Source organism: Ralstonia insidiosa, assembly GCF_008801405.1.
Classification (GTDB): Bacteria; Pseudomonadota; Gammaproteobacteria; order Burkholderiales; family Burkholderiaceae; genus Ralstonia; species Ralstonia insidiosa.
This window is the reverse complement of record NZ_VZPV01000001.1, coordinates 3,401,091-3,428,043: the sequence shown is the minus strand read 5'-3', so window position 1 is coordinate 3,428,043 and position 26,953 is coordinate 3,401,091. Positions and strand designations below refer to the sequence as shown.

Sequence of the window (26,953 nt, the reverse complement as noted above, 5' to 3'; positions counted from 1 at the left end):
TACTGTCTGCGTCGGCACGCCTAGCCAGGTGGGTTTTGTTAGCGGCTCTAGGCCAGGGGTGAAAAATCAGGGGTAAAAAATCAGGACCCGGTAGTTGGCCGTCGGGCGCTGGGACTGGAATCGTACCCGAATCGGCAGCTCGGCGCGGGCGGGCAGACCTGACGTGCCGTATGCACTGTCGGTCGGGTTCAGGTAGTCGTTGGGCAACAGCGCGCGGCGTGAGAGCAGTTGGTCCTGTAGATCGGTCGTCACCAGCTCGATGGCTGGCAAGGCGACCGGGTTGCCGGCACGGTTGCGAAGCGTGGCGGTCAGCACGTACTGGTCGGATGCATCACCTTCCTGGCGCTGCAACTGCGACGATTCGATCTGCAGCGCGTCGAGGTCGCGCGGCGGGGTGATCTTGCAATGCAGCGGTTGGCACAGCGCTTCCCATAGCGGGCGTGTGGACGGTGCGCGGCGTGCGATTTCCGAACGGCCCAGAAAGAGCGCCTGTGCCACGGCCAATACGATCAGAAAGCCGATCGCAATGCGCGCCATCGCACGGCGCCCCGTCGACTTGCGCACCTGCTCGCGTGCCTGCGCGGCGCGCAAGAAGTCGAGTGTGGCGGCCGAGACACCGTGGTTCGGCCCGCGTGCCTTGCGCGGGCGTGGTGCGCCGGTTAGCGTACGCTGCGGCGTCGGGCCGTCGTGTTCATCATGCGCGCGGCGTGCGTGATGGTTCCGGCGCGGCACCGGCGCAAATATCGTATGCGGATCGGTCTCGTGACGCATCCAGACCGAATCGTGCTTGTCCTGTTTCTCTGCGGCGGCGGGTGCGAGCGCTTCCGGCTTCGCTACCGCAGGCGCGGGGATGGCGGTGACGGCTGGCGCGAGCGGTAAATCTGCCGATGGTTGTTTGGGCAGGGCGGCCGCGAACGCATCTTCGTCGTCCTCGAACTCCCGGATCGGCGGTAGGCCGTGGAACGGATCCGCCGGTGCCGCGGGCGCAGCGGTGGGTACGTCGGCGGCAGGTTCAATGGCTGCTGGTGCGGGTTCGTCTGCGGCTTCAACTTCGGCTTCGGTTTCGGTCCGTGCTTCATCCGCGAGCGGGCGCGTATCGGGCGCGGTGGGATGCGCGTCCGGAATGGGCGTCGCACCTTCGACTTCGCCCAGATGCACTTCGGCGACGCCGTCTTCGGCAACGTCTTCCTCCCAGATCAGCGTCATGCCGAAGCCGTGGTCGTCTTCGGCCGTGGGCGTTGCCGGAGAAGCTTCGGCGGGTGCTTCAGTCGGCGGAGTGGAGGGTTCTGCGGGTACGGGTGCGGGCGTGGTTCCGACGGCCGGTACACGCGGATCTGCTTGCTGCGGTGCTGGGGTGACCGGTGTTGCTGTCGGCGGCGTGGGCGTAGCGCCCAGCTCGATCAGGTGTGCGCGCCCGTCAAAGACGTGATTGCAGCGCCCGCAACGGACGAGTCCGCCCCGCAGCCGAAGCTGATCGGCGACGACGCGGAATGCGGTTTGGCAATTGGGACAGCGGGCGGCCAAACGTGGCGCAGCTTGTGGCGCGGATGCCATGCAGAACAAGGAGAAGAAAGCCGACCGCGCGAGTATTGCAGACAGTGACGCCAGCGTCGACCTTTGCAGGTGACGCCGGCGCCCAATGTTGCGAACAACGCCGTGAAATTACGCGGGTTTCACACCGTGCAGGCAGACCCAGCCGTCACGTGCACGCCACACCGTAAGCGGAATGGCGGACGCATACGCCGCGGCAACTTCCTCTGCCTGGCGCTCCAGCACGCCCGACAAGATCAGTCGGCCACCTGGGCGCACGCGTGCGCACAGCATCGCCGCCATCAGCTTGAGCGGATTCGACAGAATGTTGGCGACGACGAGGTCGAACGTGCCTTCCGGCGCATCGTCGGGCAGGGCGAACGTGGCGTCGACATGGTTGCGCTCGGCGTTGTAGCGCGAGGCGTCCACGGCGTTTGGGTCGATGTCGACGCCGACGGTTTCACCGGCACCGAGCTTCTTGGCTACGATGGCCAGGATGCCCGAGCCGCAGCCGTAATCGAGCGTGCGCTCGCCCGGCTGCACGTGCTGCTCCAGCCATTCCATGCACAGGCGCGTGGTCGGGTGGCTGCCGGTGCCAAAGGCGAGGCCGGGGTCCAGCTCCAACACCACGGCGTCGGGCTCCGGTGCGTCGTGCCACGAGGGCACGACCCAGATGTGCTCGCCGATGTGGATCGGCTCGAACTGCGATTGCGTGACGCGCACCCAGTCCTGCTCTTCGACTTCGCGCACGGTGTACGCAGGCACGGGCGAGAGCTTGATCTCGTTGGCTGCGGCTGCCACCAGCAGTGCAGGATCGGCGTCATCCGCCAGCAGCGCGACCACGCGCGAGCGGTTCCACGCCAAGCGGGTCGGCTCGTGGCCGGGCTCGCCGAAGAGCGGTTGTTCTTCCGGCGTGTCGGCATCGGCGTCTTCCACCGAGACCGACAGGGCGCCCAGGTCGAACAGCGCCTCGGACAACGCTTCCGCGTCGTCGCGAGACACCTCAAGTACGCATTCGCGGTACGTCACTTGCCGCCACCCTTGGCCACTTCCTGTTGCGCCAGACGGTGCTCCAGGTAGTGGATGTCGGTGCCGCCTTCGACGAAGTTGGCGTCGAGCATCAGGTCGCGGTGCAGCGGTACGTTGGTCGAGATGCCTTCCACCACCATTTCCGACAGGGCGATGCGCATGCGGGCGATGGCCTGCTCGCGCGTGGCGCCGTACGTGATGACCTTGCCGATCATCGAGTCGTAGTTAGGCGGCACGAAGTAGCCGTTGTACGCGTGCGAATCCACGCGGACGCCCGGGCCACCCGGCACGTGCCACGACGTGATGCGGCCCGGCGACGGCGTGAACTTGAACGGGTCTTCCGCGTTGATGCGGCACTCGATGGCGTGGCCCTTGAGCGTGATGTCCTTCTGGCGGAAGCGCAGCTTTTCGCCGGCCGCCACGCGGATCTGCTCTTGCACGATATCGACGCCGGTGATCATTTCCGTGACCGGGTGCTCAACCTGCACGCGCGTGTTCATTTCGATGAAGTAGAACTCGCCGTTTTCGTACAGGAACTCGAACGTGCCGGCGCCACGGTAGCCGATCTTCTTGCAGGCGTCGGCGCAGCGATCGCCAATGCGTTCGATCAGGCGGCGCGGGATGTGCGGTGCCGGCGCTTCCTCGATCACCTTCTGGTGGCGGCGCTGCATCGAGCAATCGCGCTCGCCCAGCCAGACGGCGTTGCGGTGCTGGTCGGCCAGGACCTGGATCTCCACGTGGCGCGGATGCTCCAGGAACTTCTCCATGTAGACTTCCGGGTTGCCGAAGGCACGGCCGGCTTCTTCGCGCGTCATGTTGACGGCGTTGATCAGCGCAGCCTCGGTGTGCACCACGCGCATGCCGCGGCCGCCGCCGCCGCCAGCGGCCTTGATGATCACCGGATAGCCGACCTTCTTGGCCGTTGCCAGGATTTCCTTCGGGTCTTCGGGCAGGGCACCTTCCGAGCCCGGCACGCACGGCACGCCGGACTTGATCATGGCCTGCTTGGCCGAGACCTTGTCGCCCATCAGGCGAATCGATTCGGGCGTCGGGCCGATGAAGGTGAAGCCGGATTGCTCCACGCGCTCGGCAAAGTCGGCGTTTTCCGACAGGAAGCCGTAGCCAGGGTGGATGGCCTGGGCGTCAGTTACCTCGGCGGCCGAGATGATGGCCGGCATGTTCAGGTACGACAGCGGCGACGGTGCCGGGCCGATACACACGGCTTCGTCGGCCAGCTTGACGTATTTGGCTTCCTTGTCCGCCTCGGAATAGACCACCACGGTCTTGATGCCGAGTTCGCGGCAGGCGCGCTGGATGCGAAGCGCGATCTCGCCGCGGTTCGCAATCAGGATCTTGTCGAACATCGTGTTCTCGCTACAAAAAGGGGAGGCGAGGGCGCTGTGTTGGGGCCGTTTTCAACGGACCTGTGCACTCGGTTGCGTCAACTCGCGCTCGGATGCGACGCGCTGGGCGCCGCACGATGAGGGTCGGATGCCGGAAGATCAGCCGATCACGAACAGCGGTTGGCCGTATTCCACAGCCTGGCCGTTGTCGATCAGGATTTCCTTGATGACGCCAGCCTTGTCCGCTTCGATCTCGTTCAGCAGCTTCATGGCTTCGATGATGCAGATGGTCTGGCCTTCCTTGACGGTGTCGCCCACCTTGACGAACTCGGCGGCGCCCGGCGACGGCGAGCGGTAGAACGTGCCGACCATCGGCGACGTCACGATATGGCCGGCCGGCAGGGCCGGAGCAGCGGCTTCAGCGCTGACCGCAGCCGGAGCGGCGGCGGCAGGCACGCCCACAGCGGGCGCGGCCTGCATCGGCATCGGTGCATATTGCATCGGGGCCATCACTTGCTGCGGTGCCGATTTGACGATGCGGACCTTACCTTCGCCTTCGGTCACTTCGAGTTCCGAAATGCCCGATTCGGCCACCAGGTCGATCAGCGTTTTCAGCTTGCGCAAATCCATGAGCGTTCTCCTGCAGCGTCGGCGATCTGGGGCAAAGAAGGGGCGCACGCGAATGGCTCTTCAGCGTACGTGCTCCAGGCGCTGGCGTCGTTGCGTTGGTTAAGTGATTGAGATGAAGGGGAAGAAGACGGCTGATCAGCCGCCGTGTTGATCGCTGTATTGGTCGATGCAGTAGTCGAGCGCGGCGACGTAGCCGCGCCAGCCCAGCCCACAGATCACGCCCACTGCTTGGTCCGCCAGATACGAATGGTGGCGGAACGGCTCGCGGCGGTGCACGTTGGACAGGTGGACTTCAATGTACGGAATCACCACCCCGGCCAGCGCATCGCGCAGGGCCACGCTGGTATGCGTGTAGGCCGCCGGGTTGATGATGATGAATTCGACGCCTTCGCTCTTGGCCGCGTGGATGCGGTCGACCAGTGCACCTTCGTGATTCGACTGGAAGTGCGCCAGCGTCACGCCGCGCGCCTTGGCACGTTCGGTCAGGGCAGCGTTGATGTCGGCCAGCGTGGTTGCGCCATAGACTTCCGGTTCGCGCGTCCCCAATAAATTGAGGTTCGGACCGTGCAGCACGAGCACGTTGCGAAGCGCTTTGACGATCGGTTTGTCAGCCACGATTTGACTGGTTGAGCGAAGTTGGGCGCAATTTACAGCAACTTAGAATGCTTTGTCTAGTTTTTGCTGAAAAGGGTTCGAGAAACTGGTGTTTTCACCGATCTTGCCAACGGCGCAGTCAATTTTATGTAGAAAGAAGGGTAGTTGCGCGCACATGACCGTCATATGACGATTTTGCATATTTACGTACGCTGCAGTGCCTGACGCAGTTCGTCCGCGTGCACGCGGCCCATCTTTCGGAATGTGATCTCGCCTTGTGCGTTAAGAATCACAGTAAACGGCAGGCCGCCCATCTCATTGCCAAACTGCCGGCCCAACTCCGTGCCACCAAAACCGGCCACCGCAATCGGATAAGTGACGGGCACTTTACCCAGGAAGGTCTGGATATTGGTCGCCGTATCGATACCGATGCCGACAAACTTCACCTTGGCCTTCTGCTCCTGGGCGAGTGCGGACAACTCCGGCATCTCTTCCACACAGGGGCCGCACCACGGCGCCCAGAAGTTGATCACCACCTGCTGCCCGCGGAGTGCCGACAGGTCGATCGGCGTGCCGTTGGCGTCCGGCAGCTTGCTGCTGTAGAAGGCGACGACGACATCGTTGGCCGGCGCCTTGGGTTCGGTGGCCTTGTGTCCGGTGTAGATGCCCAGGGCTGCGGCGATCGCGCCGGCAATCAACAAGGCAATCAGGGCGGTACGGCGGGACATGGTTCGGGCGGTCTCTCTATATAAACAGAGGCGAAGCGTGCCGGATTGTACTCCTCTTGGTGGACTACCCCTTCGAGAGGAGGGCGCGCACGGCTGCGGCATCTCCGCGCGCAGCTTTGCCGCTGGCGTCTGTGCGTCGGGCGCCGCGCACATCGTTCATGTCATACAGGGCGATGTGCACGCCGACTGGCGTACCGGTTTCGGCGCGCAGTTCCTGGGCCAGTTCGCGGGCCTCACGGCTGGCCGGCCATTGGCCGCGCCACAGGAAGCTGAGCGTTTCCACCTCGTCGCGGCCTGCGAAGTGAGCGCTCTCTGTTGTATCGAAATCCACGCCGGCGTTGAGCAGGAAGATCGCCACGTCCTTCGGGCTATCGCAGAAGACCTGCAGGTGGATGTCGGAGTGCTCGCTGGCGGTGCCGTTGAAGACCGCGCCGGCCAGGTACGGGTTGTGCACCTGCAGCCCCTCCATCAGCACCAGCGCGATGCGGCGCAGCAGCGCCAGCACGCGCGGCTGGGAATCGGACTGGAACAGCGCCTGGTATTCGCGGACTTCGGTTTCGACCTGTTCGTTGTCGGGCAGCCATTCGCCAGCGGCGCGCGATTCTGAGCCGAGCACTTGGCGGGCGGCCTTGCGCTTGGCCGTGGCGTAGTCGGCACCGTCCTCCGCAATCATGCGGGCGGCGACGGCGGCAATTTCTTCCCGAACGCGGGTCGGATCGAGGAGGGGGCGTTTGGATGACATGATTTCTATTTTACTGAAGCGCGCGCGTCTGCCCGTGGGCATGCCCGGTACAATGCCGCGCAACGTAGTTGAGATGGCTCCCATGCATATCCACATCCTTGGAATCTGCGGCACCTTCATGGGCGGCATTGCCCTGATCGCCCGCCAGGCCGGTCACCGTGTTACCGGCTGCGACGCCAACGTCTACCCGCCGATGAGCACCCAGCTCGAAGCCCAGGGCATCGAGCTGATCGAGGGTTTTGACCCCGAACAACTGTCGATCGGCGCGGATCTGTACGTTATCGGCAACGTGATTTCGCGCGGCAACCCGCTGATGGAAGCCATCCTGGATCGCAACCTGCCGTACGTTTCCGGCCCGCAATGGCTGGGCGACAACGTGCTGCGCCAGAAGTGGGTGCTCGCCGTGGCCGGCACGCACGGCAAGACGACCACCACCTCGATGCTCGCCTGGATTCTGCAGGATGCCGGCTACAACCCGGGTTTCCTGGTGGGCGGTGTGCCGCGCAACTTCGGGTTGTCGGCGCGGCTGACGGAATCCGACTTCTTCGTCATCGAGGCCGATGAGTACGACACGGCCTTCTTCGACAAGCGCAGCAAGTTTGTTCACTATCGCCCCCGCACGGCCATTCTGAACAATCTGGAGTTCGATCACGCTGACATCTTCCCGGATCTCGCCGCGATCGAAACGCAATTCCATCATCTCGTTCGCACTGTGCCTGGCCAAGGGCGTTTGCTCGTCAACGGCCGCGAAGACAGCATGAAGCGCGTGCTTGCGCGTGGATGCTGGTCAGAAGTCGAGTATTTCGGCGCAGAAGAGGGTGATGGCTGGAAAATCGCCAATCTGGGCGATGACGAAAATGCGGACGACAGCTTCGACGTGCGCTTCAACGGCCAGACGCAGGGCCGAGTGCACTGGGCCCTGCAGGGCGACCACAATCGCATGAACGCGCTGGCCGCCATTGCCGCTGCGCGCCACGTGGGTGTGCCGCCCGCGCAAGCCATTGAAAGCCTGGCCCGTTTCGAAAATGTGAAACGTCGTATGGAAGTGCGCGGCACCGTTGACGGCGTGACCGTCTACGACGACTTCGCCCATCACCCGACCGCTATCCGCACGACCATCGATGGTCTGCGTCGCCGCGTCGGCAGCGCGCGCATCCTAGCGGTGCTGGAGCCGCGCTCGAACACCATGAAGCTGGGTGTGATGAAGCAGGCGCTTCCCGATAGCCTGACCGGCGCCGACCAGGTGTTCGCTTACGGTGCCGCCAGCGGCAAAGATGCCATCGGTTGGGATCTGGCCGGCGCGCTGGCGCCGCTGGGCGAGCGTGCGACGGCGTTCTCCGACCTGACCGCGCTGGTTAAGGCCGTGACCGCTGCTGCCCGCCCGGGTGACCAGGTATTGGTGATGAGCAACGGCGGCTTCGGCGGCGTGCACCAGAAGCTGTTGGACGCGCTGGCTGAGCGTGTCGGTGCCGCCAAATGATCTAGATATGCCGGCTTCCATCGTCTATCTGCACGGATTCCGCTCGTCGCCACGCTCATTCAAGGCGCAACTGCTGGGCAAGCGGATGGCCTCGGTCGGACTGGCGGATCAGTATGTCTGCCCGATGCTGCCCGTATCGCCGCGCGAGGCGATGGCTGAAGTTGAGGCATTGATCGCTGACTTGAGTACGCGTGATGGCGCAAAGCCGGTGCTGATCGGCTCGTCGCTGGGCGGCTATTACGCCACCTGGCTGGCTGAGCGCCACGGCTTGCGTGCCGCGATGCTGAATCCGGCCACACGTCCGGAGCGGGATCTGGCCAAGTACGTGGGTGAACAGCCGCTCTGGCACGGCGGCGGCACGATCCGCGTCGAGCCGCATCATCTGGATGAGCTGCGTGCGCTGGCCGTGCCCGCCATTACGCAGCCAGACCGCTACTACCTTCTGGCATCGACAGGCGACGAGGTGCTCGACTACCGTGAGATGCTCGCCCACTTCCGGGGCGCCGCCACTCGCGTGATCGACGGCAGCGATCACGGCATCAGCGATTTCGCGCAGTACATGGACGAAGTGCTCGTCTTCTGCGGCGTTCCTGCCGACTTGTTGGCTGCGCATCCGTTTGACGGCAACGCGTCCGCATGACCGAGTCTCCGTCGTACCCGCGCAGCCTCTGGCGCAGCGCGTTGCCGCCGGCCGTGGTGTATGACCGCCATTGGGCGCTCTGGGCCGTGGGCGCAAATTCACTGACGGCGCGCCTGCATGCGGCATCGTCCACGTTTCGGGTGCAACTCCTTGGCCAGAAACGGGCGATGCCGTTACGTGACGAATGGCGCTGCCTTGGCATGGCGGGCCCCGCCGAGACGCTGGCGCGCGAGGTTTTGCTGATCTGCGACGACATCCCCGTTGTGTACGCGCACACCATCGTGCACCCGCGCAGCGTGGCGCTGGATTGGCCATTCCTGAAGGCACTGGGCACGCAGCCGCTCGGGCATTCGCTGTTTGCGGACCCGCGTGTCGCCCGGGGCGATTTTGAGTTCGCGTTGCTCGACACGCATCACCCGCTGGTACGCCGCGCACACCATGCGTTGAGTGATGCACCCATCACTGGCGTTGAGCGTTTGCCGGCGCGGCGTTCCGTGTTCCGGCGCGGGGCGAGCGCGATGCTGGTGACGGAGGTGTTCTTGCCGGCACTGGCCGGGTTCAAGCCGCCAAGGTAGGCGCGAAGTTGGCGTATTTTCGGCGGTTCGGACGCCGTCCCAGTGCGGTATCATCGCCCCCAACTTTTTGTCGCCGCGCACCGGGTTTCTGACATCCGGGTGCACGGTCAGTCCATCTCATTCAAAGCGGCGTTCGCTTATGCGAGTGCGGCAATCCAGACATATCCATGCAGTTGCTGTTTGAAGAAGGCGGCGAGATCCGCGCAGGCACCGTTTTGTCCCAACAAGGCGAGGCCTATCAGGTCGAGTTGCCGAGCGCCAAGCGCACCAAGGTCAAGTCGCGCGATGTGTTGCTGCAGTTTGCCCAGCCATCGGCCGGTGAACTGTCGAAGGCCGCGCACGCACTGTCGACGGACATCGATCTGGATTTCCTCTGGGAATGCGCGCCAGCTGACGAGTTCGGCTTTACCGACCTGGCCGGCGAGTACTTCGGCGCGGGCGCAGATGCCACGCAACAGGCCGCGCTGGCGATTGCGCTGCATGGCTCGCCTATCTACTTCCGCCGCAAGGGCCGTGGCCGCTACCAGCGCGCGCCCGAAGACCAGCTCAAGGCGGCGCTTGCCGCCGTGGAGCGCAAGAAGCAGCAGGCCGCCCTGCAGGCCGAGTACGAAGCCGAACTGAAGGCGATGCGTCTGCCCGAATCGTTCCGTGGCAAGACGCTGCAACTGCTGTTCAAGCCTGATAAGAACAGTCTCGAGTTCAAGGCGCTTGATGCAGCCTGCACGGCGCTGGGACTTTCGCCGATGCGGCTCATGGTTGCTGTGGGCGGTATCGCCAACGCACGCGCGCTGCACGAAGCGCGCTTCCTGTCGGAGTGCTTCCCGAAGGGCACGGGTTTCCCGGACGTGACCGTGCCGGAGCCCGCGCTTGACCTGCCGAACGCTGATGTGCGCGCCTTCTCGATCGACGACGTGACCACCACGGAAATCGACGACGCCATCTCCGTCACCCCGATTGACGATGCCACCGTGCGCATCGGCATCCACATCGCGGCGCCGGGTTTTGGTATCCAGCGCGGCGATGCGCTGGACGCGATTGCGCGCCAGCGTCTGTCGACCGTGTACTTCCCGGGCGACAAGATCACGATGCTGCCGGAATCGGTGGTCGATCGTTACACGCTGCAGGAAGGACGTGCGTGTCCAGCGCTGTCGCTGTATGCAACGGTCGACCGCGCCACATGGACGGTCACCGCCAGCGAGACCCGCTGCGAATCCGTGACGGTGGCGGCCAACCTCCGCCACAACCTGCTCGACGATGTGATCACCGCCGAGGCGCTGGCCGATGGCTCGGGGGACTATCCGTTCAAGGCCGAGCTGGCCGTGCTCTGGCCGTTTGCCTGCGCGCTGTACGACGGCCGTCAGCAGGCGCGTATCGCCAGTGGCCTCAAGCCCGAGGGCGCGCAGAAGGGCGACTACTCGTTCTATATCGACCCGATTCCCGAGGCCGAAGGCGGTGGCGAGCGCGTGCGCATTGAACAGCGCAAGCGCGGCTCGCCGCTGGACAAGATCGTCGCCGAGATGATGATCCTGGCCAACAGCACCTGGGGCCGCATGCTGGCCGACGCCGGCGTGCCCGGCATCTACCGCACGCAGAAGGCGTGGGGCATGCATCGCACGCGCATGCAGACATATCCCGCGCCGCACGAAGGCCTGGGCGTGGCGCAGTACGCGTGGAGCACGTCGCCGCTGCGCCGCTATGTCGACCTGGTCAACCAATGGCAGATCGCGGCGGTGGCACAGCATGGCGTGACGGCCAAGCTGATCGCGCCGTTCAAGCCGAAAGACGCCGACCTGCTGGCCGCCGTGGCCGACTTTGAAGGCACCTACGCCGCCTATGCCGACCATCAGTCGACCATGGAGCGCTATTGGTGCCTGCGCTGGCTCAAGCAGGAAAACCGCACGCGCATGCAAGCCGTGGTGCTCAAGGAAGGCGCGGTGCGCTTTGCCGAGATTCCGCTGGTGACCAAGGTGCCGGAGCTGGCACAGACGGCGCGTGGCACGCACGTCGTGCTCGACATTCTCGACACCGACGAGATCAGCCTGGAAGTGTCGTGCCGCGTAGTGGAAGTCCTGGCCCCGGCTGCTGGTGCGGAGGCCGAAGCCGCGGCCATCGAAGAAGAACTGGCCGAAGCGGAAGCCGCGGCTGCCGAGGTGGATGCGCCGGCTGAACCACAACCGGCCGCTGATGAGGAAGAGGCCCGTGCGGAAGCTGATCCTGCTGTGGCGTCGCCGCCGCAGGACGGTGAGAGCGGTGGAACGCCTGCCGCTGCCTAACTACAATCGCAGTCTGATTTTCCTCTCGCGCGTTACCCTAGGAACCACCCCTCATGGCCGCCCTCGCAAACCGTCCAGACTGGTCCGGCAGCAGCACGCTCACCAAGGCATTGGTGGTGTCGCTTGCCGTGCACGTTCTGCTGCTGTTCGTGCGCGTGGTGGCGCCCGAGGCCTTCGACATCAAGCGCGATGATCCGGGGCTGGACGTGGTGCTGGTCAACGCCAAGTCGTCTACCGCGCCGGCCAAGGCAACGGCGGTGGCGCAGGTCAATCTGAACGGCGGCGGCGAGTTTGATCAGCAGCGCGCCACCACGCCGCTGCCTGCCGATACCAACGAGCAGACCGGCGATGCCATCAAGCTCACGCAACGCCGTGTCGAATTCCTGGAGCAGGAACAGCGCCGCCTGCTGACGCAGTCGAAAGACCGCGCGCCGATGGTGAACGATCGCCAGGTCAAACCGGGTGAGCGCCCGGTGCCGTCGCCCACCAACGGCACGGATGACCGCACCACGCAGGACGAAATCGCGCGCCTGCAGGCCGAGATCGATCGCAACCTCGAGAACTACGCCAAGCGCCCGCGCCGCAACGTGCTGACCGCCGCCAGCGCGCGCCAGGTGGATTACGCCCGCTACTACGATGCCGTGCGCCGCAAGATCGAAGTGCGCGGCACGGCCAACTTCCCGAGCCAGAACGGTCGCCCGCTGTATGGTGAGCTGATCCTCGTGATCAGCATCAACCGCGAGGGCCAGCTCGGCTACAACCAGGACGGCTACAAGATCGAAGGCATCGAGATCGCCAAGAGCTCGGGCAACCCGGCACTGGATCGCCAGGCGGTGGCCATCGTGCGGTCGTCCGCACCGTTTGGCGGCTTCCCGGCGGAGATGCGCAAGCGCGTCGACATCCAGGATGTGGTCGCCACCTTCAAGTTCACCCGCGCGGGCCTGGAAACTCACTTGCAGACCCGCTGAGGTCGTTGCTTATGCCGTCGTCGTTTCAAGAGGCCATCCTCGCAGCCGTCAATGCGCCGCCCACAGACCGCTATGGCGTGATCGGCAATCCGATTTCGCACAGCAAGTCGCCCACCATCCACGCCGCATTTGCGCAGCAGACCGGCGAGCTCGTCCGTTACGACCGCATCTACGCTGAGCTGATCGCGTTTGAAGAAACCGTGCTGACCTTCGTGCGAGAAGGCGGCAAGGGGCTCAACGTGACGGTGCCATTCAAGCTCGATGCGTATTCGATGTGCACGTCGTTGTCGCTGCGCGCCGAATCGGCGGGGGCAGTCAACACGCTCAAGTTCGACGGCGACGAAGTCTTCGGCGACAACACCGACGGTGTCGGCCTGATGCGCGATATCACACACAACATCGGCAACGACCTCTCGGGAGAGCGCGTGCTGCTGCTGGGTGCCGGCGGTGCGGCGCGCGGCGTGCTGCTGCCGCTGCTGGAACACAAGCCGTCGCGCGTGTTCATCGCCAATCGCACGGCCGATCGCGCCAACATGCTGGTCGATCGCTTCGAAATTTCGGCCAAGCTGCACGATGCGGAACTGGTGGGTGGTGGCTATGACGAGCTTGCTGTCGATGACGTGTTCGACGTCATCATCAACGCCACGGCCAGCAGCCTGCAGGGCGGGGTGCCGCCGATTCCGGGTACCGTGTTCGGCCCGAACGCGCTGGCCTACGACATGATGTACGCCGCACAGCCGACGCTGTTCATGCAGTTTGCCAAGCGTTACCACGCCCGCACCTGGGACGGCCTGGGCATGCTGGTCGAGCAGGCGGCGGAATCGTTCTTTGTCTGGCGCGGCGTGCGCCCGGACACCGCGCCTGTGTTGCTCGGCATGCGTGAAGCGCTGCAGGGCGAGGCCGTCGTGGCTGCCCGCGCGCGTCGTTGAGCGCCCGCTCAGGATACGCACAATGATGCGCTGGCTCGGCTACGTAATCGGTTGCTTCGTCGCAGGCGTGGTCGCACTCAATCTGTACTTCTTTGCCGCCATTGCGAGCTGGCAGACGTTCGATCCGTCTTCCACCGCCTTCATGCGCGCCGAGCGCATGCGCCTGTGCGGTGCCAATGTCTTCACCTGCAAGGTCGACCACCGCTGGGTCGACTACGACCAGATCTCGCGCAACCTCAAGCGCGCGGTCATCGCCAGCGAAGATGCCGACTTCGTCTCGCACAGCGGCTGGGAAGTCGACGCCATGCTCGACGCGTGGGAGAAGAACAAGCGGCGCGGTCACGTGGTCGCCGGCGGTTCGACCATCACGCAGCAGCTTGCCAAGAACCTGTTCCTCTCCGGTGAGCGCCACTACCTGCGCAAGGGCGAAGAACTGGCCATCACCTGGATGCTCGAGTTCTGGCTCGACAAGGAGCGCATCCTGGAGATCTATCTGAACTCGGTGGAGTGGGGCGAAGGCGTGTTCGGCGCAGAAGCCGCTGCGCAGCACTACTTCAAGCGCCCAGCTTCACAACTGACGGTGGGCCAGGCGGCGCGTCTGGCGGCGGCGCTGCCCGCACCCAAGTGCTTCGACAAGAAGAGCTACTGCGCCAACGTGCACGTAAACTTCACGCGCAAGGCCACCATCATCGCCAACCGGATGGGCTCGGCAACGCTGCCGGATTGAGTGAGTGGCCGGCCTACCTGAGCCAGCCTTTGCGACGGAAGTACACCAGCGGAATCGCCGCCGACACGATCATCATCACGATCGCGTACGGATACCCTTCGGCCCAATCCAACTCCGGCATCACCTTGAAGTTCATGCCGTAGATCGAGGCGATCAGCGTGGGCGGCATCAGTGCCACCGATACCACCGAGAACAGCTTGATGATCTTGTTCTGGTTGATGTTGATGAAGCCGAGAGTGACGTCCATCAGAAAGTTGACCTTGTCCGACAGGAACGCTGTGTGGTTCTCGATCGAGTCGATATCGCGCAGCACCTGGCGCGCTTCGTCCTGCTGATCGGTCGAGAGCATCTGGCTGCGGAGCAGGAACGACAACGCGCGGCGCGTATCCATGACGTTGCGGCGGATGCGGCCATTCAGGTCTTCCACGTGGGCGATGATCTCCAGCACATCGGCGGCGGCCTTGTCAGTCACTTCGCCAGCCAGCACCCGTTTGCTCGCGTCTTCTAGCCGTTCGTACACTTCTTCGATGGAGTCCGCCGAGTATTCCGCGTCGGTGGCGTACAGGTCCATCAGCACGTCCTTCGCATTGCGTACCGAGCCTGGGCGCAGCCGCGCACGCATGCGCACGAGGCGGAAGGCGGGCAGATCTTCGTCGTGGATGGAGAAGAGCACATCCTTGGTCAGCACGAAGGCCACCCGTACGTTGCGCGAGGTGGTTTCTTCGTCGAGCAGGAAGTCGGTGCGGATGTGGATGTGGCCGTCTTCGCCCTCAAAGTAACGCGCCGACGCTTCCAGGTCCCCTAATTGCTCCAGTTCAGGCAGGACCACGCCATAGGCTTCCTTGATCCAGGCAAGCTCTTCGTCGTCCGGGTCGATTACGTCGATCCAGATCGGCTTGTGCTGCAGCAATTCGCTGCGTTCTTCGACCTGTTCTTGCGCGAGACGGCCTTTTTGCACGACGAACAGGTTGATCATGGGTGTTCCTTGAAGCGGGTATTGAGCGGGCAGGGCGAAAAATCGCGCCGAGTGTAGCGTAAAGATGCAGCAGGTTCAGCCACAAACAGTGGCTTGGCGCGCACGCGTCGGATCAATGCCACGTCCGGAAGATCGGGCCGCCGGATCGCCCGACGGGTAAAATGCGGTGAAGTCATGCGGCAGTCCGGCCGCGCCCTCACATTCCCGACATCATGCGATTTACCGAACAACTGGCTGCCGCCTGGCAGCGCAACAACTCCCTGCTGTGCGTCGGGCTCGACCCCGATCCGGCGCGCCTGCCGGCGTCGCTCACCGGCACGGGCGGGGCGATCTTCTCGTTCTGTCGCGCCATTGTCGATGCCACGGCGGATCTGGTTTGCGCATTCAAGCCGCAGATCGCCTATTTCGCCTCGCAGCGCGCCGAAGACCAGCTCGAGCAACTTATCAACTACATCCACGAGGCGTATCCGGGAATCCCGGTCATCCTCGACGCCAAGCGCGGTGATATCGGCTCCACTGCCGAGCACTACGCCAAGGAAGCCTTCGAGCGCTACCAGGCCGACGCCATCACCGTCAGCCCCTACATGGGCTTCGACTCGATGCAGCCGTATCTCGCGCATGCCGACAAGGGCGTGATCGTGCTGTGCCGCACCTCCAATGCGGGCGGCAGCGACGTGCAGTTCCTGGAAACCGGCAGCCGTCCGGTCTACCAAGTCGTGGCTGAGCGCGCGCGCAATGTCTGGAACACCAGCGGCCAGATGGGCCTGGTGGTGGGCGCGACCTTCCCGCAGGAGATTGCCAAGGTGCGCGAGATCGTCGGCGACATGCCGCTGCTGATTCCGGGCATTGGCGCCCAGGGCGGTGACATTGAAGCGACCGTGCGCGCCGGCCGCACTGCAGATGGCACCGGCATGATGATCAACTCGTCGCGCGCCATTTTGTACGCCAGCAGCGACAGCGATTTCGCCGATGCCGCGCGCAAGGTTGCAGAGGCAACGCGCGACCAGATCAACCAGTACCGCAACTGACCTGCCTCACGACACGGTGGCGGTCCGGTTGCCCGGTTTAGGTGAGGACACCATGACCACGCATTCCCAGCACCCCGTCACCGGTCTGCGCCGTGAAGAAGAGGGCAAGGACCCGGACCGCAAGTTTGAGAAGGAACGTGACGACGAGCGCGAACACGATCGTGACCGCCGTCGTGAACATGACCACGAGCACCAGCCGGAGCACGAGCACGAAGAGCGCCACCGGCCGGATCATCCGAGCGAAGCCCGGGTGTAGGTCCAGGGATTAGGACTCCGCAGAGTCCAGGAAGTCGAGCAGGCCCCGCAGCGCGTGCTCGGCGGCCTGCAGGCGTACCTGCTTGCGGTCGCCCTTGAAGTGGCGTGTTTCCACACGCGTCTCCAAGCGGTTGCTCCAGCCAAAGCACACCATGCCAACGGGCTTGTCGGGCGTGCCGCCGGTCGGGCCGGCCACACCGGTAATCGCTACGGCCACCTGCGCGCGGCTGTTGAGCACCGCACCTTCCGCCATCGCGTGCGCCACCGGCTCGCTCACCGCGCCGCGTTCGCGGATCAGCGCGGCCGGCACTCCCAGCATCTGCGATTTCGCCTCGTTGGAGTACGTGACGAAGCCGCGCTCGAACCACGCGGACGAACCCGACACATCGGTCATGGCGGCGGACACCAGCCCACCCGTGCAGGATTCGGCGGTCGCCATCATCAGGCTGCGCTTGTGCAGCGTGTCGCCGACCAGTTCGGCCAGTTGGGCCAGGGCGCGGGATTCAGCCATTGCAATACCTTCGGGGCTTCAAGACTTCAAACGTCAGAACGAGCGCCACAGCGCAAACACGAGCAGCGTATAGAACGCGGCCAGGATGTCGTCGACCATTACGCCGTAGCCGCCGCGCACGCCAAAGCCTTTGAGCGTGCGGTCGTAGTAGCGGATGGGCGCCGGCTTGACCATGTCAAAGAAACGGAACAGCAGGAACGCCGCGAACTGCCCGCCCAGCGTGGTCGGCGTCACGAACGCCAGCACCAGCCAGAAAGCGATCATCTCATCCCACACCATCGCACCGTGGTCAGCCACGCCCAGGTCACGCGCCGTGCGGGCACATGCCCAGATGCCGATCACGAACCCGACGGCGGCGATCAGCAACCAGGTCGGTCCGGCAATCCAGCGCGCCAGGACAACGTAGATCAGCCACGCGTACAGCGTCCCCATCGTGCCCGGCAGGATGGGTGACAGGCCCGAGCCGAAGCCCAGCGCCAGGATGCGCGCCGGATGGCCGAGCATGAAGCGTGCGGTCGGGCGGCGGACTTGAGCGGTTTGCCCGGCTTCGAGCGTCACGGTCTCAGGTTGGCCCGGCGGGTTGGAGGGCGGAAAGGGGGCAGAAGACATCATGATGCGGATGAGAAATGATCGAAGCTGCCGTGCGTAAAGGTGACTGGCGCACCCTGTGCATCAACAAGTCGTAGGCCGGATTCGGCATCGATGCGACCGATGCGTGTAACGGCAACCCCCGCGCGTTGACCCGCTGCGAGCACGGCGTCGCGCGCCGCGGCGGGCGCGGTAAAGCAGAGTTCGTAGTCATCTCCGCCGGCCAGCGTACATTGCAACTGGCGTGCGGCCGGTTGCGCGGCGAGCGTGGCGGAGCGCGGTACGCGATCGACCTCGATGGTGGCGCCCACACGCGATTGCGTCAGGATATGGCTCAGATCGCCAAGCAAACCATCGGACACGTCGAGCGCCGCACGCGCAACGCCGCGCAGCGCCAACCCGAGCGCGACGCGCGGTGTCGGCATGTCCATGCGCGGCTGCACCTGGGCGAGTGCCTCGGGCGTCAGTGGCCATTCGGCACGCAGCGCACCCAGCGCGAGTCGTGCATCGCCAACGGTGCCGGACACCCATAGGTCGTCGCCAGCGCGGGCAGCATCGCGGCGTAACGCCGCAGCGGCAGGTACATCGCCGAAAACGGTCAAACTGAGCGTGAGTGGCCCGCGCGTGGTGTCGCCGCCGATCAGCTCGCAGTGAAAGGCATCGGCCAGCGCCAGCAGGCCTTCGGAAAACGGCTTGAGCCAGGCTGCATTGGCTTCCGGCAACGCCACGGCCAGCGTGAACGCACGCGGCTCGGCGCCCATGGCGGCCAGATCGGACAGGTTGACAGCCAGCGCTTTGTGTCCGAGTGCTTTTGGCTCCGCATCGGCAAAGAAGTGACGACCGGCGACCAGCATGTCGGTGGAAATCGCTAATTCATGGCCGGGACGGGCGCCAAGCAGGGCGCAGTCATCGCCGACCCCCAAAATTGCTTGTCGGGCCGGTCGCGTGAAATAACGGCGGATCAGTCCGAATTCGGACAGTTCAGCAGCGTGATCAGCGGAGTTGTCGGAAGTGGCGGGCTTGGGCACGGCAGCGGCAATGGTAAAGAGAGGGCAAGCCCGATGGTGCCGTGGTAGGGCGGTGGAATATTGTAGCGGTTACGCACAGCACTCCCACCCAAAATCCCGTTGTGAGATCGCTTTTCACTATATAAAATGACGGGCCCAAGGAGGCGGACCGTAATACCGTGACCCTCATGTGGTTTCCCGGTGGCCCGCTAGATGCGACGGCCGGCGCGCGCGCTGGCCACCCATGACGAGAGACACCCCATGACCACGGTGGATACCCAGCCTCAACAGCCCGCCCGCACGGACGAAGAACTCAAGGCGCAGCAACGCGCCGCCCTGCGTAAAGCCGCGCTGGAGTATCACGAGTTTCCGACCCCGGGCAAGATTTCCGTCACGCCGACCAAGCCGCTGTCGAACCAGCGCGATCTGGCCCTGGCGTACTCCCCCGGCGTGGCCGCAGCCTGCGAAGAGATCGTCGAAGACGTCGCGAACTCGTTCCGCTACACCGCCCGCGGCAACCTCGTCGGCGTGGTGACCAACGGCACCGCCGTGCTCGGCCTGGGCGACATCGGCCCGGAAGCCTCCAAGCCGGTGATGGAAGGCAAGGCCGGCCTGTTCAAGAAGTTTGCCGGTATCGATGTGTTTGACATCGAGATCAACGAAAAAGACCCGCAAAAGCTGGTCGATATCATCGCCTCGCTGGAGCCGACCTTCGGCGGCATCAACCTGGAAGACATCAAGGCTCCGGAGTGCTTCTTCGTCGAGCGCGAACTGCGCAAGCGCATGAAGATCCCCGTCTTCCACGATGACCAGCACGGCACGGCCATCGTCGTGGGCGCGGGCATCACCAACGCGCTCAAGGTGGTCGGCAAGGACATCAAGAAGGTCAAGCTGGTGGCGTCGGGCGCGGGTGCTGCAGCGCTGGCCTGCCTGGACCTGCTGGTCGACCTGGGTCTGCCGCGTGAAAACATCTGGGTGACGGACTTGGCTGGCGTCGTGTACGAAGGCCGTACCGAACTGATGGACCCGGACAAGGCGCACTTCGCACAGAAGACCGATCTGCGTACGCTGGCTGAAGTCATTGACGGCGCTGACATTTTCCTGGGCCTGTCCGCTGCGGGCGTGCTCAAGCAGGACATGGTCAAGAAGATGGCCGACAAGCCGATCATCTTCGCGCTGGCCAACCCGAACCCGGAGATCCTGCCGGAGCTGGCCAAGGAAGTGCGCCCGGACGTCATCATGGGCACCGGCCGCACCGACTATCCGAACCAGGTCAACAACGTCCTGTGCTTCCCGTTCATCTTCCGGGGCGCGCTGGATGTGGGCGCGACCACCATCACGCGTGAGATGGAAGTCGCCGCCGTGCACGCCGTGGCGGAACTGGCCCGCCAGGAGCAGAGCGACATCGTCGCCTCGGCCTACGGCATCCAGGACCTCTCGTTCGGCCCCGAATACCTGATCCCGAAGCCCTTCGACCCGCGCCTGATCGTTAAGATCGCGCCGGCCGTAGCGCAGGCCGCCATGGATTCCGGCGTGGCGAAGCGCCCGATCGAAGACATGGACGCCTACCGCCAGCACCTGCAGCAGTTCGTCTATCACTCGGGCACGCTGATGAAGCCGATCTTCTCGGCCGCTCGCAAGGTGCCGATGGCGAACAAGCGCATCGTCTTTGGCGAGGGTGAAGAAGAGCGCGTGCTGCGCGCCGTGCAGATCGTCGTGGATGAGCAGCTTGCCAGCCCGATCCTGATCGGCCGGCCGAGCGTGATTGCCCATCGCATCGAACGCTTTGGCCTGCGCCTGCGTGAAGGCGTGGACTTCACCGTGGTCAACCCCGAACACGATGAGCGCTTCCGTGAATACTGGGAGACGTACTACAAGCTGATGGCCCGCAAGGGCGTGACGCCGCAGTATGCCAAGATCGAAATGCGCCGCCGTTCCACGCTGATCGGCGCCGTGATGATCCACAAGGGCGAAGCCGACGGCATGATCTGCGGCACGGTCAGCAACACCGCCGCGCACCTGCGTTACATCGATCAGGTCATCGGTGGCACGAACTGCGTGTACGCCGCCATGAACGGTCTCGTACTGCCGGGCCGTCAGATCTTCCTGACGGATACGCACGTGAACGTTGACCCGACCGCCGAGCAACTGGCCGAGATCACCATCATGGCCGCTGAAGAGCTGTGCCGTTTCGGCATCAAGCCAAAGGTCGCGCTGATGTCGCACTCGAACTTCGGTTCGTCGGAAGCGCCTTCCGCCGTCAAGATGCGCGAAACACTCGCCATCCTGCGCGAACGTGCTCCGAACCTGGAGGTCGATGGCGAAATGCACGGCGATGCCGCACTCGATGAGAAGCTGCGTGATTCGCTGGTGCCCGACTCGACGCTCAAGGGCGAGGCCAACCTGCTGGTCATGCCCAACATCGACGCCGCCAATATCGCCTACAACCTGCTGAAGACGGCTGCCGGCAACAACATTGCCATCGGCCCGATCCTGCTGGGTGCCCAGAAGCCGGTGCACATCCTGACGCCGTCGGCCACGGTGCGACGCATTCTCAACATGACGGCGCTGACCGTCGTGGACGCCGCCGCGCAAGCACAGCGTTAATTCCGCACTGCACGAAAAAGGGGAGCGCACGATACTGCGCTCCCTTTTTTTGCCCGCTAAGTTTGCGTGCGCTCACATTTGCGCAAAATTAGTCTTGGCTTCAAAAACCCCTTCAAACATTGACCGCCGGTTGATTGTTGTCATCGATGAGCGTACCCTTACGGGCTGAAGGGGTGCTTCTGAGCACATGAGGCCTGCATAGGGCCAGGCGGGGGTAGAAAAGCGGTTTTTTGACCTCACGTCTGACTAGGTTTGCTTCATTCTGGTGCGTGCAATTGGTAGGTGTTTGCAGGCGGAAGGATTCCCCAAGTCTTCGGCAGTCGCCCGACTTGTCATTCTCCCTGCAAGCCTCTCAAGCATTGAGCCGCTTCGATTTCAGCTGCAAACCGGCCGTCCGGATCATGGTCTGGCGGCCGCCTGCGCTTGTGACCTGTGCCAAGCTGTCCGCTTAGCACGATTCTCCCGTTAGGGCTTGCTGATGACCAAGCGACTTGGAGCGTGGATTGGCCGCTCCGTATCTCAGGCAATAGCGCGTGGCGCGCTGGCGGCGACGCTCGCGTTGTCCGTGGCCGGCCTGCCGGTCAACGCGATGGCCCGGGACACGACTGGGTTGGCGGCCGCCGCGGGAACCATTCGTGCAGCGGATCTGCCCAACGAGGCACAGCGCACATTTGCACTGATCGAGCAGGGCGGCCCGTTCCCATATGCGAAAGATGGCAGCACGTTCGGCAACTATGAACGACGTTTGCCAGCGCAGCGACGTGGCTATTACCGCGAATATACGGTCAAGACGCGTGGCGCGCGCAATCGAGGCGCCAAACGCATCATTTGTGGCGGCGACCAGCAGGCGGCAAACGACTGCTACTACACGGAAGATCACTACAACAGTTTTCAACGGATACAGCGATGACGACCAACATGTTTGGGCTGGACGACTCGCTCACCGCACGCGATGAGCGCGTGGCTCGCGAAGCGTGGCACAAGGCGCAGAATCTGTACGATGGCGTGGTGGGGATGCAAGCCCTGGGCGCCCGCGTTGGGGGCGCGGCAGCAAAACCGCAGCAGAACATCATGACGCAGGACATTACCAAGACGGACGACGACGGAGGTCGCGAAGACGCCATGAACCTGTTCAAGACGGTGCGTCCGAATATCGTGCAGTCGATCCGCGCGTTTCGCGTGGCGGATCTGGCGGAATCGGCGGCCAGCCTGGGCCAGCATTTCCTGTACGCCAACTGCGCTGCGGCGACCACCAAGAGCGAAGTGCTCGACGTGATCGCACGCGAATTCCTGTTCCCGAAGCATTTCGGCAAGAACTTTGATGCGCTGGCCGATTGTCTGACCGACATGATCTACAAGGCTGGCCCGCAGCCGGGTTTCGTGATCGTGCTCGAAGGCTTGCCGTGCCAGCCCAAGTTCGACAAGGAAGCGCGGGAGGTGCTGCTGGACGTGTTCCGTGACGCCGCCGAGTTCTGGGGCGAGCGGAAGGTGCAGTTCCGCGTGTTCTACTCGTTCGCGTGAACTTAAGCTGATTCAGCGCTGGTTGATCGGCGTTGCTACAAAAAAGCCCGCAGATGCGGGCTTTTTGCCTTCTTGCGGCGATGCTCAGGCTGCTGGCAGTGTGCCTTGCGGGGTCAGGTGATTCACGGCCTCCGGCAGGCCTTCTGCCAACTGATTGGCGAGATCGCTTTCATTGATGCCGAAGGTGGAGGCCAGCTTTGACACTTCCTCCAGTGCGCCCGTGCCGCTCAGGGCTTGCGTGATCTGCTCGCCGGAGACGGGCAGGTTCTGGCCGTTGCCGATCCAAGATTTGACCTGTTCGCCCAAGCCGGCTTGTTCCAGGATCTGCTGCAGGGGCCCCAGGCCAGCCGGTGCTGCTGCGTCGACCGCCGCGGCGTGATCCGAATTGCCGCCACCCAGCAGACCGCCAAGCAGGCCGCCAAGGCCACCCGCACCGCCCGCGCCACCCAGCAGGCTGCCGAGTGCGCCGGCGCCGCCGGCTGCGCCGAGCAGGCTACCCAGCCCGCCCAGCGAACCGAGCAGACCGCCGCCCTGATCTGCCTGCGGTGCCGCATCGCCGGCGCCTTGTGCGTTGCCGCCGCGCTTCATTGCCAGATAGGCCAGCACGCCCACGGCCAGCAGCACCTTCTTGTTGCCCAGCAAGGACGATTGGCCGCTGCTGGCGTCATTGCCGCCGCCGAGGATCGAATCGAGTAGACCCATGATGAAGCTCCTTTGATTGATGGCGGGAAAGGGGATGGGCCCGCCGGGTGGGATCAAACGGTCAATCTGTAGTCGTCAACATTCAGAATTCACCAAGAACGGCGTGTAGCGCAGACACCGCAACAAGCGCCGCCGACTCCGTTCTCAGAATACGTCGCCCGAGTGTCAGCGGTAAGAAACCCGCACTTTCGGCCAATGCCTCTTCATCGGGCGAGAGGCCGCCTTCCGGGCCGATCAGCAATTCGACGCCAGCGCTCTCGACGCGCTCGCGTGATTGCACCGCCCATTGCGTGAGCGACTGCGTGCCGCGCGGTGACAGCAGGACGCGTGGTGCATCTGTCGACTTGGCCGTCGCCAGCCACTCGCGCAGCGTGGCGACGGGTGCGACAGCGGGCACGCGTGCGCGACCGCATTGTTCGCAGGCAGCCTGAACGAGGGCTTGCCAGTGCTGCACGCGCTTGGCGGCGCGTTCACCGGAGAGCCGCACCACGCCGCGCTCGGTTTGCAGCGGGGCGATAGCGTGCACGCCCAGTTCGACGGCTTTCTCGATCAGCCAGTCCATTTTGTCGCCGCCGGCAATGCCTTGGGCGAGCGTGATGTTGTAGCGCGCTTCGGTGTCAGGGCGCGTGGACTCAGCGAGGCTGGCGGTGGCATCGCGTTTGTTGATGGCATCGAGCCGCGCGTGGAATTCGTGGCCAGAGCCATCGAACAGGCAGACCTCGTCGCCGACGGCCAGGCGCAGCACGTGGATGTGGCGCGTGACGGTTTCAGGCAGGGTGACGGCGGTGTGCGGGGCCAGTGATGTGTCGACGTAGAAACGGGGAAGCCCCATTGAAGCAATCCTTGTGGTGAATCGGGTCAGGCGAGGCGATCAGCCTTCGGTGGCCGGCCGGCAGGCGAGGCCCCAGCGGTAGCCGTCGGGGTCGCGCACGGCGGCGTAGCGCTCGCCCCAGAAGACGTCAGCCGGCGGTATGAGGGACGTGGCGCCCTGGTTTAGCGCGCTCTGGTAGACGGCGTCGACATCATCGCAATACAGGTGAAAGCTTTGTGGGCATTCGAAGCCCGCGGCAGCCGGTGTGCGGGCCGTGGAGCCGAATGCGCCTTCGGGCGCGAACATCAGGATCAGCTCGCCTTGGTAGGTCATCTCGACATGGATCGGGCGGCCGTGGTCGTGCACTTCATCCTGCACCCCGAAGCCGAAGGCATTGCGATAGAAGGCGATGGCGGCCGACGCGTCGTGCACGGTCAGGTACGGGACGAGCCACGGTGTGTTGGCGGGGCGGGGGAAGCTCATGGTGTTGCTCCTGCAGCCGGTGCAAGATGACCTCGGACGACTAGTGTAGAGCGCCTGCAACGCCACAATCAAAAAGAAATCAAAACACCTCGCCCGGCATCTGCTGGTTACGCGCACGCCCGCCGCTGCGTGCCACCTCATCCGCAAGCCATTGCCGGAACAGCGCGAAGCCCGGATGTTCCACCGCCTCATGCGGATGGATCAGGTAGTACGACAGGCGCAATGACGCCTCCGTCGCCAGCGGTCGCACGAGGCGCCCGGCCGCGATGTCGTATTCGACGAGGATGCCCTGGCCGAGCGCCACGCCTTGGCCGTCAATGGCGGCCTGCAGCGCCATCAGCGCTTCAGAGAAGGCCGGCCCGCGCGTGGCGTTGATCTGACGTACGCCCACTTCATCAAGCCATTGCTGCCACGTCGGGTGATGCGCGAGATGGCGCCCGCCGCGCTCGTGCAGCAGCGTGTGCGCGGCCAAATCCTGCGGCATGCGGATTGCCGTCTGCAGCGCGGCGTTGCACACAGGGAAGAAATCCGTGGAGGTGAACCACTCGACGCGCAGGTTGGGCGCGTTGACCTGGCGGTCATCGATGCACAGATCGAACTGGCCGTGATCCTGCACGTCGGCGGTGGAGACCTCGACGCGTACATGCGGATGCTGGTTGAAGAAGCGGTACAGACGCGGCACCAGCCACTTGGCGCCGAAGGTTGGCGGCACTGCCACGCGCAGCGGGGCGTCGGCGGTGTCCATCAGCAGGTCGGTGGCTTGCTCGATCGCGCGCAGGGCGTCACGCACGCGGGGGAGGTAGTTGTCGCCGGCATCGGTCAGCGCGAGCTGGTTGTTGCGGCGGATGAACAGCTTTTTGCCCAGATGGTCTTCGAGCTGTTTGATCTGGTGGCTGACCGCGGCATTGGTCACGCACAGCTCGTCGGCCGCCCGGCTAAAGCTCAGGTTACGGCCTGCGACTTCAAAGACGCGTAATGCGTTAAGGGGAGGAAGGCGCCGTGCCATGCGTTCTCGTTAAGAAAAATTTAACGTCTCGCGAAGAATTTGTAGTTTGCCACGCTTATGCGCCACCGACTACAAATGCGCCTGGGGACGGCGCGAGCTACGACTCGGTTTGCACCAGCGATCTCAATCACGCGAACCAGCCGGACCCCACTACAAGAACATCACAGGAGACGTCATGAATCGAACCACCGTTGTTCGCGGGATGCTGGCGTGCGGGTTTGCGCTGGCGGGCTGGACTGCCCCAGCCCTCGCGCAAACCAGCGTCACGCTATATGGCCGCGTCGCCAGCGGCATCGACTACCAGAACAACGTCGCCCCCACGGCGACTTCGCCCGGCGGCAGCCTCTGGCGCGCCGCGGACAACCAGTGGGGGACGAGCATGTTCGGGTTCATGGGCAAGGAGGATCTGGGCGGTGGTCTGCAGGCCGTCTTCCGCCTGGAGTCGGGCTTTGGCGCTGCCCAGGGCAAGACCAATGGCGATGCACTCTTCAACCGCCGTTCGTACGTTGGCCTGTCGAGCCCGACCTACGGCACGTTGACGGTCGGCAAGAACCTCTTCATCAGCAACGACGTCTGGTATCTGGACCCGACCGGCCAGCAGTTCATTGGCTCCGCCACGCTGGTGCGTGGGCGCAACTGGCCGGGCGCCAACAACATCGTCGAATACCAGAGCCCGACCTGGGGCGGCTTCCAGATCGGCCTGCAGACCGGGCTGGGCGAGCAGCCGGGTTCGTTCAAGAACAGCCGTCGGGATGGCGTGTCTGCCGTCTACACCGCAGGGCCGGTGGAGGTGCGCGCGATCTACGACGTGATCCGCGATGCGAACGGCAAGTTCAGCGACCTCTTCAACTTCTCGAAGGAAGCGACGATCGGCGGTACCTACACGATCGGCAAGGCGAAGCTGTTTGCCGTGTACGAAAACCTCTCTGCGCCGGACGCCCCGGTCGGTGCGCCCACCAAGGCCAACCACTACTGGCTGGGCGTGAACTACGAGCTCACGCCAGCGCTGACGCTGATCGGTGCCGCCTACCGCATCAACGTGAACAACGGCGGCGGCAACGCCAACCTGTTCATGCTGGGCGCGAACTACAACCTCTCCAAACGCACAATGCTGTATGCCAGCGTCGGCACCGTGCAGAACAGCGCCACCGCCAACTTCTCGGTGGAAGCGACCAACAACAACCCGGCGCCGGGTAAGAACCAACTGGGTGCCTATACGGGTGTCGTCCACTCGTTCTAAGCCCCGGGCCCACTCTCCCAAGCAATGCCA

General features: G+C 64.2%; 28 protein-coding genes. 13 read left to right on the top strand and 15 right to left on the bottom strand.

Annotation, left to right across the window (positions count from 1 at the left end):
- Positions 1 to 66: 66 nt before the first annotated feature.
- From F7R11_RS16285 to F7R11_RS16255, 7 genes are all read right to left on the bottom strand, one after another.
- Positions 67 to 1,554 (bottom strand): DUF3426 domain-containing protein, encoded by a 1,488-nt coding sequence (locus F7R11_RS16285; RefSeq protein WP_082932848.1) that lies wholly within the window; start codon positions 1,552 to 1,554, stop codon positions 67 to 69.
- A gap of 108 nt (positions 1,555 to 1,662) precedes the next feature.
- Complete coding sequence (gene prmA, locus F7R11_RS16280) at positions 1,663 to 2,559, bottom strand: 50S ribosomal protein L11 methyltransferase (protein WP_064805174.1); 897 nt, start codon at positions 2,557 to 2,559, stop codon at positions 1,663 to 1,665.
- On the bottom strand, positions 2,556 to 3,923 hold the full coding sequence (gene accC / locus F7R11_RS16275) for an acetyl-CoA carboxylase biotin carboxylase subunit (protein ID WP_064805172.1): 1,368 nt from the start codon (positions 3,921 to 3,923) through the stop codon (positions 2,556 to 2,558). Before accC ends, prmA begins: the two co-directional genes overlap by 4 nt.
- A 138-nt stretch (positions 3,924 to 4,061) precedes the next feature.
- Positions 4,062 to 4,532, bottom strand: a complete 471-nt coding sequence (accB, locus tag F7R11_RS16270) for an acetyl-CoA carboxylase biotin carboxyl carrier protein (protein ID WP_021196042.1) — start codon at positions 4,530 to 4,532, stop codon at positions 4,062 to 4,064.
- 135 nt (positions 4,533 to 4,667) lie between these two features.
- Complete coding sequence (gene aroQ / locus F7R11_RS16265; RefSeq protein WP_021196041.1) at positions 4,668 to 5,147, bottom strand: type II 3-dehydroquinate dehydratase; 480 nt, start codon at positions 5,145 to 5,147, stop codon at positions 4,668 to 4,670.
- Positions 5,148 to 5,329: 182 nt separating this feature from the next.
- Positions 5,330 to 5,854 carry a TlpA family protein disulfide reductase gene (locus F7R11_RS16260; protein WP_064805170.1) on the bottom strand — a complete coding sequence of 175 codons (525 nt, stop codon included), beginning with the start codon at positions 5,852 to 5,854 and terminating at the stop codon, positions 5,330 to 5,332.
- Between the two features lie 64 nt (positions 5,855 to 5,918).
- Positions 5,919 to 6,596 (bottom strand): UDP-N-acetylmuramate--alanine ligase, encoded by a 678-nt coding sequence (locus F7R11_RS16255; protein WP_197495016.1) that lies wholly within the window; start codon positions 6,594 to 6,596, stop codon positions 5,919 to 5,921.
- Between the two features lie 82 nt (positions 6,597 to 6,678).
- On the opposite strand from F7R11_RS16255, the gene mpl reads away from it, so the two are divergent.
- The 7 genes from mpl (at position 6,679) to mtgA (ending at position 14,188) form a co-directional block, all read left to right on the top strand.
- The gene (gene mpl / locus F7R11_RS16250; protein WP_064805168.1) at positions 6,679 to 8,076 is read left to right on the top strand and encodes a UDP-N-acetylmuramate:L-alanyl-gamma-D-glutamyl-meso-diaminopimelate ligase; all 1,398 of its coding nucleotides are present in this window, start codon (positions 6,679 to 6,681) and stop codon (positions 8,074 to 8,076) included.
- A gap of 7 nt (positions 8,077 to 8,083) precedes the next feature.
- Positions 8,084 to 8,716 (top strand): YqiA/YcfP family alpha/beta fold hydrolase, encoded by a 633-nt coding sequence (locus F7R11_RS16245; protein WP_064805165.1) that lies wholly within the window; start codon positions 8,084 to 8,086, stop codon positions 8,714 to 8,716.
- On the top strand, positions 8,713 to 9,291 hold the full coding sequence (locus tag F7R11_RS16240; RefSeq protein WP_064805164.1) for a chorismate--pyruvate lyase family protein: 579 nt from the start codon (positions 8,713 to 8,715) through the stop codon (positions 9,289 to 9,291). The genes F7R11_RS16245 and F7R11_RS16240 overlap by 4 nt, the downstream gene beginning before the upstream one ends.
- Positions 9,292 to 9,458: 167 nt before the next feature.
- On the top strand, positions 9,459 to 11,564 hold the full coding sequence (locus F7R11_RS16235) for a ribonuclease catalytic domain-containing protein (RefSeq protein ID WP_064805163.1): 2,106 nt from the start codon (positions 9,459 to 9,461) through the stop codon (positions 11,562 to 11,564).
- Between the two features lie 53 nt (positions 11,565 to 11,617).
- Positions 11,618 to 12,532, top strand: a complete 915-nt coding sequence (locus tag F7R11_RS16230) for an energy transducer TonB family protein (protein WP_021196034.1) — start codon at positions 11,618 to 11,620, stop codon at positions 12,530 to 12,532.
- Positions 12,533 to 12,543: 11 nt separating this feature from the next.
- A complete protein-coding gene (aroE, locus tag F7R11_RS16225; protein WP_064805161.1) occupies positions 12,544 to 13,461 on the top strand; it encodes a shikimate dehydrogenase in 918 nt (305 codons plus the stop codon).
- A gap of 22 nt (positions 13,462 to 13,483) precedes the next feature.
- Complete coding sequence (gene mtgA, locus F7R11_RS16220; RefSeq protein WP_064805159.1) at positions 13,484 to 14,188, top strand: monofunctional biosynthetic peptidoglycan transglycosylase; 705 nt, start codon at positions 13,484 to 13,486, stop codon at positions 14,186 to 14,188.
- 13 nt (positions 14,189 to 14,201) lie between these two features.
- Here the strand turns inward: mtgA and corA are convergent, their stop codons facing one another.
- Positions 14,202 to 15,164 carry a magnesium/cobalt transporter CorA gene (gene corA, locus F7R11_RS16215; protein ID WP_064805158.1) on the bottom strand — a complete coding sequence of 321 codons (963 nt, stop codon included), beginning with the start codon at positions 15,162 to 15,164 and terminating at the stop codon, positions 14,202 to 14,204.
- Between the two features lie 212 nt (positions 15,165 to 15,376).
- Here corA and pyrF point away from each other — a divergent pair, with 212 nt between their 5' ends.
- Both pyrF and F7R11_RS16205 read left to right on the top strand, forming a co-directional pair.
- Positions 15,377 to 16,192, top strand: a complete 816-nt coding sequence (gene pyrF, locus F7R11_RS16210; protein WP_021196030.1) for an orotidine-5'-phosphate decarboxylase — start codon at positions 15,377 to 15,379, stop codon at positions 16,190 to 16,192.
- Between the two features lie 52 nt (positions 16,193 to 16,244).
- Positions 16,245 to 16,448, top strand: a complete 204-nt coding sequence (locus F7R11_RS16205; protein ID WP_082932847.1) for a metal transporter — start codon at positions 16,245 to 16,247, stop codon at positions 16,446 to 16,448.
- Between the two features lie 9 nt (positions 16,449 to 16,457).
- Here F7R11_RS16205 and F7R11_RS16200 read toward each other — a convergent pair whose 3' ends face one another.
- The 3 genes from F7R11_RS16200 to thiL are packed head-to-tail and all read right to left on the bottom strand — an operon-like array spanning position 16,458 to position 18,574.
- Positions 16,458 to 16,958, bottom strand: a complete 501-nt coding sequence (locus F7R11_RS16200) for a CinA family protein (protein ID WP_064805155.1) — start codon at positions 16,956 to 16,958, stop codon at positions 16,458 to 16,460.
- A gap of 33 nt (positions 16,959 to 16,991) precedes the next feature.
- Positions 16,992 to 17,570, bottom strand: a complete 579-nt coding sequence (locus F7R11_RS16195; protein WP_064805153.1) for a phosphatidylglycerophosphatase A family protein — start codon at positions 17,568 to 17,570, stop codon at positions 16,992 to 16,994.
- Positions 17,567 to 18,574 (bottom strand): thiamine-phosphate kinase, encoded by a 1,008-nt coding sequence (gene thiL, locus F7R11_RS16190; protein WP_064805150.1) that lies wholly within the window; start codon positions 18,572 to 18,574, stop codon positions 17,567 to 17,569. Before thiL ends, F7R11_RS16195 begins: the two co-directional genes overlap by 4 nt.
- Positions 18,575 to 18,814: 240 nt before the next feature.
- Between thiL and F7R11_RS16185 the strand changes: the two genes are divergently transcribed.
- The 3 genes from F7R11_RS16185 to F7R11_RS16175 all read left to right on the top strand — a co-directional run bounded on the left by F7R11_RS16185 (position 18,815) and on the right by F7R11_RS16175 (position 22,681).
- The gene (locus F7R11_RS16185) at positions 18,815 to 21,160 is read left to right on the top strand and encodes an NADP-dependent malic enzyme (protein WP_064805148.1); all 2,346 of its coding nucleotides are present in this window, start codon (positions 18,815 to 18,817) and stop codon (positions 21,158 to 21,160) included.
- A gap of 478 nt (positions 21,161 to 21,638) precedes the next feature.
- Positions 21,639 to 22,070 (top strand): ribonuclease, encoded by a 432-nt coding sequence (locus F7R11_RS16180; RefSeq protein WP_031329712.1) that lies wholly within the window; start codon positions 21,639 to 21,641, stop codon positions 22,068 to 22,070.
- On the top strand, positions 22,067 to 22,681 hold the full coding sequence (locus tag F7R11_RS16175) for a barstar family protein (RefSeq protein ID WP_021196022.1): 615 nt from the start codon (positions 22,067 to 22,069) through the stop codon (positions 22,679 to 22,681). Before F7R11_RS16180 ends, F7R11_RS16175 begins: the two co-directional genes overlap by 4 nt.
- 84 nt (positions 22,682 to 22,765) lie before the next feature.
- Here F7R11_RS16175 and F7R11_RS16170 read toward each other — a convergent pair whose 3' ends face one another.
- The 4 genes from F7R11_RS16170 to gcvA form a co-directional block, all read right to left on the bottom strand.
- On the bottom strand, positions 22,766 to 23,383 hold the full coding sequence (locus tag F7R11_RS16170; protein ID WP_064805146.1) for a YidB family protein: 618 nt from the start codon (positions 23,381 to 23,383) through the stop codon (positions 22,766 to 22,768).
- Between the two features lie 82 nt (positions 23,384 to 23,465).
- Positions 23,466 to 24,215, bottom strand: coding sequence for a 16S rRNA (uracil(1498)-N(3))-methyltransferase (locus tag F7R11_RS16165; RefSeq protein WP_064805144.1), 750 nt, complete (start codon positions 24,213 to 24,215; stop codon positions 23,466 to 23,468).
- Between the two features lie 39 nt (positions 24,216 to 24,254).
- On the bottom strand, positions 24,255 to 24,677 hold the full coding sequence (locus F7R11_RS16160) for a VOC family protein (protein ID WP_064805142.1): 423 nt from the start codon (positions 24,675 to 24,677) through the stop codon (positions 24,255 to 24,257).
- A gap of 79 nt (positions 24,678 to 24,756) precedes the next feature.
- Complete coding sequence (gene gcvA, locus F7R11_RS16155; RefSeq protein WP_064805139.1) at positions 24,757 to 25,683, bottom strand: transcriptional regulator GcvA; 927 nt, start codon at positions 25,681 to 25,683, stop codon at positions 24,757 to 24,759.
- A 175-nt stretch (positions 25,684 to 25,858) separates the two neighbouring features.
- Here gcvA and F7R11_RS16150 point away from each other — a divergent pair, with 175 nt between their 5' ends.
- The gene (locus F7R11_RS16150) at positions 25,859 to 26,923 is read left to right on the top strand and encodes a porin (protein ID WP_064805137.1); all 1,065 of its coding nucleotides are present in this window, start codon (positions 25,859 to 25,861) and stop codon (positions 26,921 to 26,923) included.
- Positions 26,924 to 26,953: the final 30 nt, after the last annotated feature.

Bases quoted from the DNA above. Each gene is read 5' to 3' on its own strand.
- F7R11_RS16285 (WP_082932848.1), bottom strand. From the start codon at position 1,554: ATGGCATCCGCGCCACAAGCTGCGCCACGTTTGGCCGCCCGCTGTCCC.
- F7R11_RS16180 (WP_031329712.1), top strand. From the start codon at position 21,639: ATGACCAAGCGACTTGGAGCGTGGATTGGCCGCTCCGTATCTCAGGCA.
- F7R11_RS16230 (WP_021196034.1), top strand. From the start codon at position 11,618: ATGGCCGCCCTCGCAAACCGTCCAGACTGGTCCGGCAGCAGCACGCTC.
- F7R11_RS16240 (WP_064805164.1), top strand. From the start codon at position 8,713: ATGACCGAGTCTCCGTCGTACCCGCGCAGCCTCTGGCGCAGCGCGTTG.
- F7R11_RS16170 (WP_064805146.1), bottom strand. From the start codon at position 23,383: ATGGGTCTACTCGATTCGATCCTCGGCGGCGGCAATGACGCCAGCAGC.
- corA (WP_064805158.1), bottom strand. From the start codon at position 15,164: ATGATCAACCTGTTCGTCGTGCAAAAAGGCCGTCTCGCGCAAGAACAG.
- F7R11_RS16205 (WP_082932847.1), top strand. From the start codon at position 16,245: ATGACCACGCATTCCCAGCACCCCGTCACCGGTCTGCGCCGTGAAGAA.
- F7R11_RS16165 (WP_064805144.1), bottom strand. From the start codon at position 24,215: ATGGGGCTTCCCCGTTTCTACGTCGACACATCACTGGCCCCGCACACC.
- mpl (WP_064805168.1), top strand. From the start codon at position 6,679: ATGCATATCCACATCCTTGGAATCTGCGGCACCTTCATGGGCGGCATT.
- accC (WP_064805172.1), bottom strand. From the start codon at position 3,923: ATGTTCGACAAGATCCTGATTGCGAACCGCGGCGAGATCGCGCTTCGC.
- gcvA (WP_064805139.1), bottom strand. From the start codon at position 25,683: ATGGCACGGCGCCTTCCTCCCCTTAACGCATTACGCGTCTTTGAAGTC.
- F7R11_RS16185 (WP_064805148.1), top strand. From the start codon at position 18,815: ATGACCACGGTGGATACCCAGCCTCAACAGCCCGCCCGCACGGACGAA.
- F7R11_RS16245 (WP_064805165.1), top strand. From the start codon at position 8,084: ATGCCGGCTTCCATCGTCTATCTGCACGGATTCCGCTCGTCGCCACGC.
- mtgA (WP_064805159.1), top strand. From the start codon at position 13,484: ATGATGCGCTGGCTCGGCTACGTAATCGGTTGCTTCGTCGCAGGCGTG.
- F7R11_RS16195 (WP_064805153.1), bottom strand. From the start codon at position 17,570: ATGATGTCTTCTGCCCCCTTTCCGCCCTCCAACCCGCCGGGCCAACCT.
- F7R11_RS16175 (WP_021196022.1), top strand. From the start codon at position 22,067: ATGACGACCAACATGTTTGGGCTGGACGACTCGCTCACCGCACGCGAT.
- accB (WP_021196042.1), bottom strand. From the start codon at position 4,532: ATGGATTTGCGCAAGCTGAAAACGCTGATCGACCTGGTGGCCGAATCG.
- aroE (WP_064805161.1), top strand. From the start codon at position 12,544: ATGCCGTCGTCGTTTCAAGAGGCCATCCTCGCAGCCGTCAATGCGCCG.
- F7R11_RS16150 (WP_064805137.1), top strand. From the start codon at position 25,859: ATGAATCGAACCACCGTTGTTCGCGGGATGCTGGCGTGCGGGTTTGCG.
- pyrF (WP_021196030.1), top strand. From the start codon at position 15,377: ATGCGATTTACCGAACAACTGGCTGCCGCCTGGCAGCGCAACAACTCC.
- F7R11_RS16260 (WP_064805170.1), bottom strand. From the start codon at position 5,854: ATGTCCCGCCGTACCGCCCTGATTGCCTTGTTGATTGCCGGCGCGATC.
- F7R11_RS16200 (WP_064805155.1), bottom strand. From the start codon at position 16,958: ATGGCTGAATCCCGCGCCCTGGCCCAACTGGCCGAACTGGTCGGCGAC.
- F7R11_RS16235 (WP_064805163.1), top strand. From the start codon at position 9,459: ATGCAGTTGCTGTTTGAAGAAGGCGGCGAGATCCGCGCAGGCACCGTT.
- F7R11_RS16160 (WP_064805142.1), bottom strand. From the start codon at position 24,677: ATGAGCTTCCCCCGCCCCGCCAACACACCGTGGCTCGTCCCGTACCTG.
- F7R11_RS16255 (WP_197495016.1), bottom strand. From the start codon at position 6,596: ATGTCATCCAAACGCCCCCTCCTCGATCCGACCCGCGTTCGGGAAGAA.